Origin of the sequence: Lysobacter sp. GCM10012299 (assembly GCF_042649405.1) — a bacterium.
Lineage (GTDB): Bacteria > Pseudomonadota > Gammaproteobacteria > Xanthomonadales > Xanthomonadaceae > Lysobacter_J.
On the sequence record NZ_JBHRZC010000003.1, the window covers coordinates 181,257 to 196,092 of the forward strand.

General features: G+C 67.7%; 13 protein-coding genes. 7 read left to right on the top strand and 6 right to left on the bottom strand.

The annotated features are described in order from the left end of the window. Window positions 1-98: 98 nt before the first annotated feature. The 6 genes from ACFOPO_RS08815 (at window position 99) to ACFOPO_RS08840 (ending at window position 6,821) form a co-directional block, all read left to right on the top strand. Window positions 99-815, top strand: a complete 717-nt coding sequence (locus ACFOPO_RS08815) for an HAD-IA family hydrolase (protein ID WP_386702819.1) — start codon at window positions 99-101, stop codon at window positions 813-815. Beyond that, a complete protein-coding gene (locus ACFOPO_RS08820) occupies window positions 812-2,185 on the top strand; it encodes a leucyl aminopeptidase family protein (RefSeq protein ID WP_386702820.1) in 1,374 nt (457 codons plus the stop codon). Before ACFOPO_RS08815 ends, ACFOPO_RS08820 begins: the two co-directional genes overlap by 4 nt. 118 nt (window positions 2,186-2,303) lie before the next feature. Further along, window positions 2,304-3,563 carry an efflux RND transporter periplasmic adaptor subunit gene (locus ACFOPO_RS08825; protein ID WP_386702821.1) on the top strand — a complete coding sequence of 420 codons (1,260 nt, stop codon included), beginning with the start codon at window positions 2,304-2,306 and terminating at the stop codon, window positions 3,561-3,563. Window positions 3,564-3,623: 60 nt separating this feature from the next. Beyond that, complete coding sequence (locus tag ACFOPO_RS08830) at window positions 3,624-4,319, top strand: ABC transporter ATP-binding protein (protein WP_386702822.1); 696 nt, start codon at window positions 3,624-3,626, stop codon at window positions 4,317-4,319. Window positions 4,320-4,340: 21 nt separating this feature from the next. Continuing rightward, the gene (locus ACFOPO_RS08835) at window positions 4,341-5,498 is read left to right on the top strand and encodes an ABC transporter permease (protein ID WP_386702823.1); all 1,158 of its coding nucleotides are present in this window, start codon (window positions 4,341-4,343) and stop codon (window positions 5,496-5,498) included. A 15-nt stretch (window positions 5,499-5,513) separates the two neighbouring features. Next, on the top strand, window positions 5,514-6,821 hold the full coding sequence (locus ACFOPO_RS08840) for an ABC transporter permease (RefSeq protein WP_386702824.1): 1,308 nt from the start codon (window positions 5,514-5,516) through the stop codon (window positions 6,819-6,821). Window positions 6,822-6,916: 95 nt separating this feature from the next. Here ACFOPO_RS08840 and rarD read toward each other — a convergent pair whose 3' ends face one another. After that, entirely contained in the window at window positions 6,917-7,828 is a 912-nt protein-coding gene (rarD, locus tag ACFOPO_RS08845) for an EamA family transporter RarD (RefSeq protein ID WP_386702825.1), read from the bottom strand. Next, window positions 7,825-8,769, bottom strand: a complete 945-nt coding sequence (yedA, locus tag ACFOPO_RS08850) for a drug/metabolite exporter YedA (protein WP_386702826.1) — start codon at window positions 8,767-8,769, stop codon at window positions 7,825-7,827. Before yedA ends, rarD begins: the two co-directional genes overlap by 4 nt. 215 nt (window positions 8,770-8,984) lie before the next feature. Between yedA and ACFOPO_RS08855 the strand changes: the two genes are divergently transcribed. Further along, complete coding sequence (locus tag ACFOPO_RS08855; protein WP_386702827.1) at window positions 8,985-9,458, top strand: Lrp/AsnC family transcriptional regulator; 474 nt, start codon at window positions 8,985-8,987, stop codon at window positions 9,456-9,458. A gap of 146 nt (window positions 9,459-9,604) precedes the next feature. Here ACFOPO_RS08855 and ACFOPO_RS08860 read toward each other — a convergent pair whose 3' ends face one another. The 4 genes from ACFOPO_RS08860 to lipB all read right to left on the bottom strand — a co-directional run bounded on the left by ACFOPO_RS08860 (window position 9,605) and on the right by lipB (window position 14,802). Beyond that, window positions 9,605-10,435 (bottom strand): methylated-DNA--[protein]-cysteine S-methyltransferase, encoded by an 831-nt coding sequence (locus ACFOPO_RS08860; RefSeq protein ID WP_386702828.1) that lies wholly within the window; start codon window positions 10,433-10,435, stop codon window positions 9,605-9,607. 143 nt (window positions 10,436-10,578) lie between these two features. Continuing rightward, a complete protein-coding gene (locus tag ACFOPO_RS08865; RefSeq protein ID WP_386702830.1) occupies window positions 10,579-12,828 on the bottom strand; it encodes a carboxy terminal-processing peptidase in 2,250 nt (749 codons plus the stop codon). Between the two features lie 305 nt (window positions 12,829-13,133). Then, on the bottom strand, window positions 13,134-14,150 hold the full coding sequence (lipA, locus tag ACFOPO_RS08870) for a lipoyl synthase (protein WP_386702831.1): 1,017 nt from the start codon (window positions 14,148-14,150) through the stop codon (window positions 13,134-13,136). Window positions 14,151-14,163: 13 nt separating this feature from the next. Continuing rightward, window positions 14,164-14,802: a lipoyl(octanoyl) transferase LipB gene (lipB, locus tag ACFOPO_RS08875; protein ID WP_386703287.1), complete on the bottom strand. Its 639-nt coding sequence runs from the start codon at window positions 14,800-14,802 to the stop codon at window positions 14,164-14,166. Window positions 14,803-14,836: the final 34 nt, after the last annotated feature.

A 14,836-nucleotide genomic window follows, 5' to 3' on the forward strand; every position in this document is an offset into this window, starting at 1 on the left:
ACCCATTTTGACCTTGCCTTCTGCCGGTCTGGGCGCGAAAGCAGATGGATCCCGGCTTTCGCCGGGATGACGGTGAGATAACAGGCTAAAATATCGCCATGCATTTCCCCGTCCGCGCCATCACCCTCGACCTCGATGACACCCTGTGGCCGTTCGCGCCGATCGGGGCGCGGGTCGAGCAGGTGCTGCATGAGTGGCTGCTGCAACACTGCCCCGGCACCGCGCAGCGTTTCCCGATCGCCGCCATGCGCGAACTGCGCGAGCGCGTTTTCATCGAGCGACCAGACCTCGCCCACGACTTCAGCCAACTGCGCAAGCTGAGCCTGGTGCGGGCGATGGAACTCAGCGGCGACGATCCGCTCCACGCCGACGCCGCGTTCGAAACCTTCTACGCCGAGCGCAACCGCGTGGAGTTCTATCCCGACTCGCTGGCCGCGCTCGAACGCCTGGCCGCGCGCGTGCCGCTGGCGGCGATCAGCAACGGCAATGCCGACCTCGCACGCGTCGGCGTCTCGGCGCACTTCGTGTTCCAGCTCGGCGCGCGCGAACACGGCACGCCCAAGCCGGCGGCGAGCATCTTCCACGCCGCGTGCCGCCAGCTCGCGCTGGCACCAAGTGAGGTGCTGCACGTTGGCGACGACATCGAGATGGACGTCGTCGGCGCCCATCGCGCCGGCCTGCGCAGCTGCTGGATCAATCGCGAAGGCGCACGCTGGCCGCACGCCGACCTCCGCCCCGACCTCGAATTCACCACACTCGCCGCACTGGCCGACTGGCTGGACCTGGCACAACAACCGGAACTCCTCACCGCATGAGCATCCCGCACGGTTTCGCCGACGCGAGCATCGACAGCCTGCCGCTGCACGTGGTCAGCCGCGACACGATCGGCCAGTGGCGCGCGACGCAGGAGGCTTCGGTGCTGGCCTGGCTCGATGCGCAGGCGTTCGACGGGTCGCCATGGACCGCGATCACCCTGCCCGCCGCCGACGGTGGCATCGCCGCCGCGGTCATAGGTGTTGCCGACCTGCTCGATCCCTACTCGTACGGCCACGCCCCCTACGCGCTGCCGCTGCGCGCCTGGTCGCTGGCGACCGACCTGGCGGCCGAGGCGCGCTCGGCCCTGCACCTGGGCTGGGGCCTGGGCAGCTACCGCTTCAACCGCTACAAGCAGCCGCTGCGGCAGCCGGCGCAGTTGCAGACCGGCGGCGACGACGAAGCCTTCGCCCAGCTCGCCGCCTGCATCCGCGTGCGCGACCTGGTCAACACGCCGACCGAGGACATGGGCCCGGACCAGCTCGAGCAGGTCGCCTGCGAACTGGCCGAGCGCTTCGGCGCGCAGATCGAAGTCATCAGCGGCGAGGATCTGCTCACGCGCAATTTCCCGGCGATCCATGCGGTCGGCCGCGCCAGCCACCGTGCGCCGCGGCTGATCTCGCTGCGCTGGGGTGATGAAAGCCACCCGCACGTGGCCATCGTCGGCAAGGGCGTGTGCTTCGACACCGGCGGCCTCGACCTCAAGCCGGCCGACGGCATGCGCAACATGAAGAAGGACATGGGCGGCGCCGCCCATGCCATCGCGCTGGCCGAGCTGGTGATGACGCGCAAGCTGCCGCTGCGCATGACCCTGCTGGTGCCGGCGGTCGAGAACGCGGTCGGCCCCAATGCGTTCCGCCCGGGCGAAGTGCTCGCCACGCGCCAGGGCATGTCGGTGGAAATCGACAACACCGATGCCGAGGGCCGCGTGATCCTGTGCGATGCCCTCACCTATGCCGGCGAGATGAAGCCGGCGCTGCTGCTCGACTTCGCCACGCTCACCGGCGCGGCGCGCATCGCGTTGGGTCCGGACCTGCCGGCGCTCTACTGCAACGACGAGGACGTCGCGCGCCTGTGGCTGGAGTCCGGCATCGAGCAGCGCGATCCGCTGTGGCGCATGCCGCTGTGGCGGCCGTATCTGCGCTACCTGACCAGCACCGTGGCCGACATCGCCAACGGTGGCCCGTCGAAGATGGCGGGCAGCATCACTGCCGCGATCTACCTGGAGCGCTTCGTCCCGGCCGCGCAGAAGTGGGCGCACCTGGACGTTTACAGCTGGAACGACAGCGACCGTCCGGGCCGTCCGGCCGGTGGTGAAGCGCAAGGGCTGCGCGGGGCGTATGGGCTGCTCAGGAAGCTGTCCTCGACTTGATCGAGGCTCTCCCCGGGTGCGCTGCGCTTACCCGGGCTACGGGCGTGGTAGCGATAACGGGTTGGCGCAATCGGGCGTCTGACGGCACACTAGGCGCCGTCTTGCGTCTGGTGTGCATATGACTGCCTCGTCCGACCTGCTCAAGGAATTGCGCATAGACCGTAGCGCGCCACCACCGCCGGCTTCTCGCCGCGGCTTGTGGATCGCGCTCGCTGTCGCTGCGGTAGTACTCGTATTGGCACTTGCGGCGTGGGCCGTGCTGGGCCGCGAACACGGCGTCGAAGTGAAGACCGCCACCGCCACGGCCATCGGCAACGGCGGCAGTGCCTCCGTGCTCGATGCCACCGGTTATGTCGTCGCCCGCCGCATGGCGACGGTGTCGGCGAAGATCACCGGCAAGGTGCGCGAGGTGATGATCGAGGAAGGCCAGAAGGTCGAGGAAGGCCAGGTCATGGCCACGCTCGATCCGATCGACGCCGATGCCGAACGCACGCTTGCCAACGCCCAGGTCGGCGCTTCGCGCAGCCAGGTCGAGAGCGTGCGCGCACGCGTGGCCGAGGCCGACGCCAACGCCCGTCGCCTGTCGACGCTGGTCAACCAGCAGCTGGTGTCGAAGGCGCAGTACGACGAGGCCATCGCCGCGCGCGATTCGCTGCGCGCCGAGCTGACCACCGCCGAACGCAACGCCAAGGTCGCCGGCGACCGCCTGCACATCGCCGACCTGGGCGTGGACAACACCATCGTGCGCGCGCCGTTCGCCGGCGTGGTCACGGCCAAGGCCGCGCAACCGGGCGAGATCGTTTCGCCGCTGGCAACCGGCGGTTTCACCCGCACCGGCATCGGCACCATCGTCGACATGGATTCGCTGGAGATCGAGGTCGAGGTCGGCGAAGCCTTCATCGGCCGCGTGCAGCCGAAGATGCCGGTCGAGGCGACGCTCAATGCCTATCAGGACTGGAAGATCCCGGCCGAGGTGATCGCGATCATCCCCGCCGCCGACCGCGGCAAGGCCACCGTCAAGGTGCGCGTTGCGCTGAAGACCAAGGACCCGCGCATCGTCCCGGACATGGGCGTGCGCGTGAGCTTCCTGGAAGCAGCCAAGCCGGAAGCGCCGAAGCAGAAGCCGGGCGTGCTGGTGCCCGCTGCGGCGATCACCACCCGCGACGGCAAGCAGCTGACTTTCGTCGTCGTCGACGAGAAGGTGCAGCAGCATGAGGTGACTGTCGGCCGCAGCCTCGGCGACGACCGCGAAGTCACCCAAGGGCTCTCAGGCGGTGAGACGGTCGTGCTCGACCCTCCCGCCGGTCTCGCCGATGGCGACAAGGTCAAGGTCGCCGTCGCCGGCAGCGAATCCGAGAGCGATTCGGCAAGCGAATAAGCACGCACCCCAACTCAGCATCAACGCAGTTCCTCCTTCTACCGTTTTGAGGACGTCGCAATGTCTACGCTGGTTTCGATCCGCAATCTCAGGAAGACCTATCAACGCGGTCCGGAAAAGGTGGAGGTGCTGCACAGCATCGACCTGGACATCCCCAAGGGTGACTTCGTCGCGCTGATGGGACCGTCGGGCTCGGGCAAGACCACCCTGCTCAACCTCATCGGCGGCCTCGATTCGCCCACCGGCGGCGAAATCCAGGTCGACGGCCAGCGCATCGACACGCTCGGTGCCGGCCAGCTGTCGCAGTGGCGCAGCCACAATGTCGGCTTCGTGTTCCAGTTCTACAACCTGATGCCGACGCTCAATGCGCAGAAGAACGTCGAGCTGCCGCTGCTGCTGACCAAGCTGTCGTCGGCGCAGCGCAAGCGCAACGCCGAGATCGCCCTGCAGCTGGTCGGCCTGGCCGAGCGCGGCAAGCACCGCCCGAACGAACTGTCCGGCGGCCAGCAGCAGCGCGTCGCGATCGCCCGCGCGATCGTGTCCGACCCGACCCTGCTGATCTGCGACGAACCCACCGGCGACCTCGATCGCCAGTCCGCCGAAGAGATCCTGGCACTGCTGCAGTCGCTCAATCGCGACCACGGCAAGACCATCATCATGGTCACGCACGATCCCAAGGCCGCCGATCACGCCCAGCGCACGATCCATCTCGACAAGGGCACCCTGGTCGAGCGTGAGCTGGCAGTGGAGCACTGACACCCAAGTTCGGGAGGCATCATGAAATACCTGCACCTGATCTGGGCCGCGCTGTTCCGCAGCAAGACCCGCACGTTCTTGACGTTGTTGTCGGTGGTGACCGCATTCCTGCTGTTCGGGATGCTCGACTCGGTGCGCGTGGCATTCAACTCCGGCGGCAGCGTCACCGGCGCCAACCGCCTCGTCGTGGCTTCACGCCTGTCGATCACGCAGATGTTGCCGTACAGCCTGGACACGCAGATCAAGGCGATCCCGGGCGTGCAGAAGTCCGCGTACGCGGCCTGGTTCGGCGGCATCTACCAGGATCCGAAGAACTTCTTCGCCAACTTCTCGGTGGGGCCGGGCTACCTGGACCTGTACCCGGAGTTCAAGCTGCCGGCCGCGCAGCGCAAGGCGTGGGAGAGCAACCGCACCGGCGCCATCGTCGGCGAGTCGCTGGCCAAGCGCCACGGCTGGAAGATCGGCGACACCATCCCGCTGCAGGCCACCATCTTCCCGACCCAGGGCAGCAACAACTGGTCGTTCCGTCTCGATGGCATCTTCCGCATCGACGACGAGAAGATGAAGGCCCAGGAGAACGTGCTGTTCTTCCACTGGAAGTACTTCGACGAGGCCAATGACTACGTCAAGGGTCGCGTCGGCTGGTACATCGTCAAGGTCGCCGACGGCGCCGGTTCCGACGGTGTGGCCAAGGCGATCGATTCGCTCTCGGCCAACTCCGACCACGAGACCAAGGCGCAGACCGAAGCAGCCTTCAACCAGGCGTTCGCCAAGCAGTTCGCCGACATCGGCCTGATCGTCACCGGCATCATGGGCGCGGTGTTCTTCACCCTGCTACTGCTGACCGGCAACACCATGGCGCAGGCCGTGCGTGAGCGCATTCCGGAGCTGGCGGTTCTCAAGACGATTGGCTTCTCCAACCGCAGCGTGCTGTGGCTGGTGCTGTCCGAGTCGGTGCTGCTGGTGGTGCTGGGTGGCGTGATCGGCATGGCCATCGCCTCGCTGCTGATGCCGGGCGTGAGCAAGGCCAGCGGCGGCATGATCCAGCTGCCGACGGTGCTGGGACAGACCTGGGCGGTGGGACTGGCGCTGATGCTGGCCATCGGTGTGATCGTGGGACTGCTGCCGGCATTGCGTGGCATGCGCCTGAACATCGTCGATGCCCTCGCCGGCCGCTGAGCCAAGGAGATCCAGATGAAGAAGTTCATGATCAACCTCGGCATCGCCTTGCTGCTCATCCTCGGACTGGTCGCCTGGGCGTTCCTGCCCTGGTACCTGGTGCTGGTCGTGGTGGCATTGTTCGTGCTGTGGCTGCTGCTGACCCGCTCCGGGCGTCTGGCGTGGGAAGCGGCGAAGATCGGCCTGGCCAGCCTGCCGCAGCGCTGGGGTGCCTCGTCGGTGATCGTGGTCGGCATCGCCGGCGTGGTCGGCGTGCTGGTGGCGATGCTGGCGATGGGCGAAGGCTTCAAGGCCACGCTCAACCAGACCGGCAGCGACAGTTCGGCGATCATCCTGCGCGCCGGTTCGCAGGCCGAGACCAACTCGGTCATCACCCGCGACCAGGTGCCGCTGATCTCGTCGCTGGCCGGCATCGCGCGCGGTGCCGACGGCCAGCCGGTGATCTCGCCGGAGCTGTCGCAGGTGGTCAACCTGGTCAGCAAGGCCGACGGCACCGACGCCAACGTGCAGTTCCGCGGCGTCGGCCCGATGGCGTGGACGCTGCGGCCGAAGCTGAAGATCGTCGAAGGCCGCAAGTTCAATCCGGGCATGCGTGAGCTGGTGGTCGGGCGCGGCGCGCAGAAGCAGTTCGTCGGCCTGGAGGTGGGCAAGCAGCTCAAGCTCGCCAACCAGATGTGGACGGTGGTCGGCGCGTTCTCGTCGGGCGACTCGCACGACTCCGAGCTGTGGGCCGACGTCGACGTGCTCGGACCGGCCTACCAGCGCCAGGCGTTCCAGTCGGTGACGGTGAAGCTCGATGGCAAGGACGGGTTCAACCGCCTCAAGGCCGCCCTCGCCGGCGATCCGCGCCTGAAGCTGGACGTGCAGACCACGCACGATTACTACGCCAAGCAGTCCGAAGGCCTGACCAAGCTGATCAACATCCTCGGCAAGGTCATCGGCACGATCATGGCGATCGGTGCGGTGTTCGGCGCGCTCAACACCATGTTCGCCGCGGTCGCCGGGCGCGCACGCGAGATCGCGACGATGCGCGCGATCGGTTTCCGCGGCGTGCCGGTGGTGGTGGCGGTGATGCTGGAGACGATGCTGCTGGCGCTGCTGGGCGGGCTGATCGGTGCCGGGCTGGCGTGGCTGGTGTTCAACGGTTACAGCGTCAGCACGCTGGGGCAGAACTTCAGCCAGGTGGTGTTCCAGTTCAAGGTCTCGCCGGAGCTGCTGTGGAACGGCCTGAAGTGGGCGCTCGGCATTGGCCTGGTCGGTGGCCTGTTCCCGGCACTGCGCGCGGCGCGGTTGCCGGTGACCGAGGCATTGCGCGCGGCGTAAGTTGCGCTTGCCTGGGTGAGAACAGGGGCGCTTCGGCGCCCTTGTTCTTTTGTTGCCCGTCATTCCCGCGAAGGCGGGAACCCATGGACGTTGCTTCAGGCAGCAGCTGCCGCCACGGTCGCGCGCCGCGCGCGCAACATCCCGTCGATCGCGAATATCGCCAGCGCCACCCAGATGAAGATGAATCCGGTGGCGCGGTCGCGGTCGAATGCTTCGCCGAACACCAGCACGCCGAGCAGGAACTGGATGGTCGGGGCGATGTACTGCATGAGTCCGACCACCGACAGCGGCACGCGTCGCACGGCGTAGGCGAAGCCGATCAGCGGCAGCGCGGTCAGCACGCCGCAGAACACCAGCAGCGCATCGACGCCCAGGCCCCAGCCGCTGGCGAAGTGGCCCGTGCCGTGCGTTTCGGTCCACAGCAGCACCGCCAGCGCGGGCAGGAACAGGTAGATGCTCTCCACGCCCAGGCCACTGACCGAATCGACGGCCACCAGCTTGCGGATCAGGCCGTACAGCGCGAAGGACAGCGCCAGGCCAATCGCGATCCACGGCGGTTGGCCGTACTGCCACGTGAGCCATGCCACGCCAGTGGCCGCCAGCGCCACCGACAGCCATTGCACGCGGTTGAGCCGCTCGTGCAGGAACACCACGCCGAACAGCACGCTCACCAGCGGATTGATGAAGTAGCCCAGGCTGCTCTCGACGACGTGGCCGGCATTCACCGCCCACACGTACAGGCCCCAGTTGAACGCGATCAGCGTGCCGCTGAGTGCGAGCATCCACGCTGCGCGCGGCCGCGCCAGGGTCGCGCGCAGCCAGCTGCGGCCCTGCTTCCAGACCAGCCACGCCGCCACCAGCAGCGCGCTCCAGACGATGCGGTGCATGACGATCTGCAGCGACGGCACGATCTTGAGCAGGTGCCAGTACAGCGGCATCAGGCCCCAGAGCACGAAGGACGCCGCGGCGACCCAGAGGCCGCCGCGCACGGAAGCGTGGTCGTTCATGCCGCGGGCCCGGAAGAAGCCGTTGCGGGCGCCGGCACCTGCTTGCCGGCGCGCGCCTTGGCCAGCGTGATGATCACCACGCCGACCAGGATCACCGCCATCGCGCCCAGGTCGTGCGCGGTGAAGTGCTCGCCGGCGATCAGCGCGCCGAACAGCACCGCGATCGGCGGATTGACGTAGGCGTAGCTCGTGGCCAAAGCCGGCCGCACGTGGTGCAGCAGCCAGATGTAGGCGGTGAAGCCGAAGATCGAGCCGGCGACCACCAGGTAGAACATCGCCATGGTCGCGCTGACGCTCGGCATCGTGGTCATGCGTTCGCCATGCAGCACGGCGGCGATCAGCATCCACACGCTGCCGGTGAGCATCTGCCCGGCCGCCGACATGAACGGTTGCGGCAGGTCCTGGTCGCGGCTCCAGATCGAGCCCCAGGCCCAGGCGATCGGTGCGATCACCAGGCACACCAGGCCGAGCATCGACGACGACAGCTCACCGCCTGCATTGAGCCAGAGGACGCCGAGGAAGCCGATGACCAGGCCGACCCATTCGATCTTCGACGGATGGCGACCGCGCAGCATCGCGAACACGCCGGCGAACAGCGGCATCGAGGCGACGGCGATGGCTGCGAGGCCGGAGCCGACTTCGGTCTCGGCCAGGTTCACCAGGCCGTTGGACAGCAGCACCATCCAGATCGACAGCACCCACAGCGTGCGCCACTGCTTGCCGGTCGGCTTGGGCACGCCGCGCCAGCGCAGCACGGCGAACATGATCGCGCCGGCCAGGAACATGCGCCCGGCGCCGAGCAGGAACGGCGGATAGCTTTCCAGCGCGAAGCGAATCGCGAGGTAGGTCGAGCCCCAGAGGATGTAGACCGAGGCCAGGGCAAAGGCGACGGCCAGCCCGCCGGGAGCGGCGCGGTCGGCAGTGGGTGCAGCGGTGCTCATGCGGATTCCACGTGGGGTGGGGAGTGAGGCGTGCTTGACGTGCTGCTGCCCGACGCCACCGGCACCGCGCAGGCGGCGCTCGCGTGCCGTCATCGACGGCCGGGACGCCGCACCACCGGTGCTGGGAACGTTCGGATAGCTGGAATCGTAACGGCAGCGGCCGCCATCCGATTGATATATCGTGCGCAGAAACGCAAAAATTTTGCGAGGCGCACATGTTGGACGAATTCGACCATCGCTTGCTGGAGCTGCTGCAGCGTGATGCCTCGGTGACGCTGACCGCCCTCGGCGAGGCGGTGGGGCTGTCGGCCAGCGCCGTGCAGCGTCGGCTCACCCGCTATCGCAAGAGCGGGCTGCTGCGGCAGATCGCGGTGCTCGACCCGCGGCAACTGGGCACCACGCTGGCGACGGTGCTGGTGGCGATGGAGCGCGAGTCGGCCAAGCTGCACGCCGCCTTCCATGCGCGCATGCGTGCCGCGCCGGAAGTGCAGCAGTGCTACACGCTGGCCGGCGAATGGGACTATCTGGTGATCCTGTCGACCACCGGCGTGGCGCATTGCCGCGAAGTGGCGGACCGGTTGTTCATGGACGAAGGCAACATCAAGCGCTATGAAACGCGGATGGTGTTCGACGTGGTGAAGGCGGGCTTGCATGTGCCGACGCGTGCGCCGGTGCGGCGACGGAAGTAGGTCAAGAGCTGCCCTCATCCGCCCTTCGGGCACCTTCTCCCGCAAGCGGGAGAAGGCATGCTTGAGCCCCTCTCCCGCTTGCGGGAGAGGGCATGCTTGAGCCCCTCGCCCGCCCGCTTGCGGGAGAGGGGTTGGGGTGAGGGCTGCTACGCGGCGCGCTCGCGCGCCAGCACCTTCTGCTTCATCGGCAGGCCCCAGCGATACCCGCCGAGGGATCCATCGCCGCGGATGACGCGGTGGCACGGCACGACGATTGCGAGATGGTTGCCGGCGCAGGCGCTGGCGACAGCGCGCGTGGAACGGGGCTGACCAATCGACATTGCGACCTCGGCGTAGCTGCGGGTCTCGCCGCGCGGGATCTTCATCAACGCGTCCCATACCTTCTTCTGGAACGCGGTGCCTATGAGGTCGATGGGCACCTGCGCCTGCTTGCCGGCCAGTGCATCGGCGACCGCATGCAGTCGCGGCGCGAGGAACTCGTCGCGGCCGGCATCGACACGCTCCAGCTGCGCCTGCGGAAACTCTTCGTGCAGCCTGGCTTCCAGGGCCTCTGCATCCTCGCCGAGCTCGATCATGCACACGCCGCGTTCGGTCGTCGCCACCAGCGCTTGCCCCAGCGCGGTCGACGCGATGCTCCAGCGGATCTGCTCGCCGGCACCGCCGGCGCGATAGCGCGCCGGGGTCATGCCCAGCTTGGCGGCGCCGCCTTCGTACACGCGCGAGGGTGATCCGTAGCCGGCGTCGTACAGCGCGGCGCTGACATCGTTGCCTTCGCGCAATGCGACCTTGAGCGTGCCGAGTTTGCGCTGCGCGAGGTACTCGGCCGGGCTCAGGCCGAAGCGCGCGCCGAACTGGCGCTGCAGGTGCGAGGCGCTCAGGCCGACCGTGGTGGCGAGGTCGGTCAGCGTCGGTTCGCCGGCGTCGAGCAGTTGCCGGGCGTGGTCGAGCTTGTCGCGGAGCTGGCGGGCGGTGTTCATGGCTCAAAGCGTAACGGGCGCCCTCAGGCGCCCGCTATCCGATTCTTGTGCTCCCTCCCCTTCAGGGGGAGGGCCGGGGTGGGGGTGGGTCTGCCGCGACCATCCCCACCCAACCCTCCCCTTGAAGGGGAGGGCTCAAGGGCTTAGTCCGCCCAGTGGCCTGCCGTCGTCGCCGTCGGCAGCACCTGTGCGGACAGTTGGCGGTCGTTGGTGAGCAGGCGCACTGCGTCGGACAGGATCGCCGCCGATTCGCGCAGCAGCGGGTCCGGACGGTTCTCGGCCAGCTTCTCGCGCTCGGCATCCTTGGCGATGTCGCGCTCGTTGGCGGCCAGGCCGTCGTCGTTGTAGTCGTCGGCCAGCGGATCCAGGTCCAGGCCCAGCGCCTTGCGCTCGTCCTGGCGCTGCTTGCGCTTGCTGTCGTCGCGGTCACGCTCGCTGCGGCGCTCTGCCTCGTTGAGGCTCACCCACTTCTTGGCACGCTCCTCGCGGAACTGCGCCACGTCGTCCGACCACCACTGGAATTCCTTGTCCTTGGCGATGCGGGCGGTGTGCAGCGTCTCCAGCTTGGGCAGGAGCGGCGCGAAGTTGCCGTACGCGGTGTGCGGCACCGCCGCGATGCGGGTCCACGGCAGCGCGTTGTCGTAGGTGCTTTCGCCGTACTCGCTGGCGTCGACCGAGACCGGGAACGACAGGTCCGGCACCACGCCCTTGTTCTGCGTCGAACCGCCGCTGACGCGGAAGAACTGGGCGATGGTCAGCTTGACCTGGCCAAAGCGTGCTTCCTCGTTGGCCGGCCAGCGGTCGAGGTCGACGAGGTTCTGCACCGTGCCCTTGCCGAAGCTGGTTTCGCCGATGACGAGGCCGCGACCGTAGTCCTGGATCGCGCCGGCGAAGATCTCCGACGCCGAGGCCGAGCCGCGGTTGATCAGCACGGCGAGCGGGCCTTCCCAGGCGATGCCGCTGTCACTGTCGCCTTCGACGCTGACGCGGCCGCCGGATTCGCGCACCTGCACGACCGGGCCGCGGTCGATGAACAGACCGGTCAGTTCGATCGCTTCATTGAGCGAACCGCCGCCGTTGTTGCGCAGGTCGAGGACGACGCCGTCGACCTTCTCCTCGCGCAGCTTGGTCAGCAGCTTGGCGACGTCGCGCGTGGCCGAGGCGTAATCGGCGTTGTTCTTGCGACGGCCTTCGAAGTCCTGGTAGAAGCCGGGCAGCTCGATCACGCCGATGCGCTGCTGCGGCGCGCCGTTGACTGCCGGAATGGTGATGACCTTGGACTTGGCGGCCTGGTCTTCCAGGCGCACCTTGTCGCGCACCAGCACGATGCGCTGCGGCTGGCTGTCGAGCGTGGCCTCGGCCGGGATCACGTCCAGGCGCACCTTGGTGCCCTTGGCGCCGCGGATCTTGGCGACGACATCGTCGATGCGCCAGCCGATCACGTCTTCCATCGCGCCGCTGTCGCCCTGGCCGACGCCGACGACGCGGTCACCGGGCTTGAGCTTGTTGGACTTGCCGGCCGGGCCGCCGGGCACGATCTCGCGGATCGCGACCACGTCGTCCTGCTTCTGCAGCACCGCGCCGATGCCCTCGAGCGACAGCGACATCGACACGTTGAAGTTGTCGGCGGTCTTCGGGGTGAAGTAATCGGTGTGCGGATCGACCGAGTTGGCGTAGCTGTTGAGGAAGGTCTGGAAGACGTCCTCGCCCTTCAGCTCGGCGATCGACTTGCCCATGTTGGCGTAGCGTTTGTCGAGCGTCTTGCGGATGTCGTCGGGCTTCTTGCCGGCCAGCTTCAGGCGCAGCCAGTCGTTGCGCACCGACTGCTTCCACAACGTGTCGAGTGCGGCGGCATCGGTGGCCCACGGCGCGTCTTCGCGGTCGTACTCGTAGCGATCGCTGCCGGTGAAATCGAAGATGTCCTGCTTGAGCAGGTTGCGCGCGAAGGTCACGCGCTGGTCCACGCGCTGCTTGTAGGTGGCGAAGATCGCGTAGGCCGGATCGAGGTCGCCACTCTTGATGGCATCGTCGAACTTGAGCTTGTAGGCGTCGAACTTGGCGACGTCCTGCGCGGTCAGGAACTGCTTGCCGCCGTCGAGCGACTCCAGGTAGCGCTTGTAGATGTCGGCCGACAGCGTGTCGTCGAGCGCCACCGGGCGATAGGCGTAGCGGCTGTCGGAGAGCAGCCCGTACACCAGCTTGGCAGCCGTGGTCTGGTCGGCGGTCGGCGCGCGCGGCAGCGGCGACGGTTCCATCGACTTGATCAGGTTCGGCTTCTCGTGCTGCGGCAATTCGACCTGGGTGGTCTTCTTGTCGACGCTATCGGAGGACTGCGCGAGCAATGCCAGCGGCGTGGTCAGCAGGAAAGCGAATAACGTGGTCTTGGCATTCATCGCGGGGCTCGCGGCCGCAGGCGGCCTGATCTTTGGTGCGGGGGGTGTCGGACACAGAACCAACGACAGCATGAACCGACAGCATGGACCGGTGTTCGACAGCCTCACAGTGCCTAAAGTTGCAGCGGCTGTCACCCCACCACCGGTGGGAAAAACCGTGCCATGGCGTGCACAAACGCCCGTTCACCCAAAAGCGTTCAGCTGGGCGACGGCTGGCGTTACGCGGGCGTTAGGCGAGCTGGCACCCAGTCACGCTGCAGGTTTGGCGGTCAACGAGAGGTGACGCCGCCGTGGCAGCGCAGGGCTCAGTTGGCGGCGACGACGCCGGCCTCTATCGCCGAACGGTCGGCGTGGTAGGACGAGCGCACCAGCGGGCCGGAGGCGACGTGGGTGAAGCCCAGCGCCATGCCGTAGACCTCGAGCTCCTTGAACTCTTCCGGCGTCCAGTAGCGCAGCACCGGATGGTGGTGGGCACTGGGCTGCAGGTACTGGCCGATGGTGATCATGTCGACGTCGTGCGCGCGCAGGTCGCGCAGGGTGGCCTGCACCTGCTCCATGGTCTCGCCCAGGCCGAGCATGATGCCGCTCTTGGTGGCCACGTTCGGGTGCTGCGCCTTGAACTTCTGCAGCAGGGTCAGCGACCACTGGTAGTCGGCGCCCGGGCGGACGTTGCGGTACAGGTCCGGCACGGTCTCGACGTTGTGGTTGAACACATCCGGCGGATTCGTGGCCAGGATCTCCAGCGCGCGCTCCATGCGGCCCTTGCCGCGGAAGTCGGGCGTGAGGACCTCGATGCGGGTCTTGGGGCTGTGTTCGCGGATGGCCGCGATGCAGTCGACGAAATGCTGGGCACCGCCGTCGCGCAGGTCATCGCGGTCGACACTGGTGACCACCACGTACTTCAGGCCCATGTCGGCGACGGTGGTGGCCAGGCTCAGCGGCTCGCCGGCATCGGGCGGCTTGGGCCGGCCGTGGGCGACGTCGCAGAAGCTGCAGCGGCGGGTGCAGACCTCGCCGAGGATCATGAAGGTCGCGGTGCCGTGGCTGAAGCACTCGTGGATGTTCGGGCAGCTGGCTTCCTCGCACACCGTGACCAGGCGGTTCTCGCGCAGCTTGGCCTTGAGCTGCTGCACCGAGTTGCCCGACGGGATGCGCACGCGGATCCACGACGGCTTGCGCAGCACCGGCGCATCGGCGAACTGCACCGGCGAGCGCGCGATCTTGTCGCCGGCCACCTGCTTCACCCCCGGTTGCAGGGTCTCGGGCACGGCAGTGCCGCCGACCATGGCGAGCGGGATGGACTTGGCGGTGGAGTCGGTCATGGGGGCGGGCAAATCACGGTGATGGAGCGGCGGGCTCGACCTGCAGGCCGAACTGGCGGGCGACGTGGCCGATCAGCACCGGCTTGACTGCGTCCAGCCCCGAAGGGCCGCCCAAGTCTAGCATCGAGGTCACTTTCAGCCCCTGGTAGCCGCACGGGTTGATGCGGGCGAAGGGTTCCAGGTCCATGGCGATGTTGAAGGCCAGGCCGTGGAAGGTGCAGCCGCGGCGCACGCGGATGCCGAGGGCGCCGATCTTGGCCCCGTTCACGTACACCCCCGGCGCGCCTTCGCGGCGCTCGGCGTGGATGTTCCAGTCGGCCAGGGTGTCGATCATCGCCTGCTCGATCCGGTGGACGTATTCCTTGACGCCGACCTTGAGCCGCTTCAGGTCCAGCAGCGGGTACAGGACGATCTGGCCGGGGCCGTGGTAGGTCACCTGGCCGCCGCGATCGACGTGCAGCACCGGGATGTCGCCGGGGAACAGCACGTGCTCGTCCTTGCCGGCCTGGCCCAGGGTGAACACCGGGTCGTGCTCGACCAGCCACAACTCGTCGGGGGTGTCGGCAGTGCGCTCGTCGGTGAAAGCCTGCATGGCCCGCCAGACCGGCTCATAGGCGCGCCGCCCCAGATCCCTCAAAACAGCCGAAGGCAGAGCCCCCTCCCCTTCAAGGGGAGGGCCGGGGAGG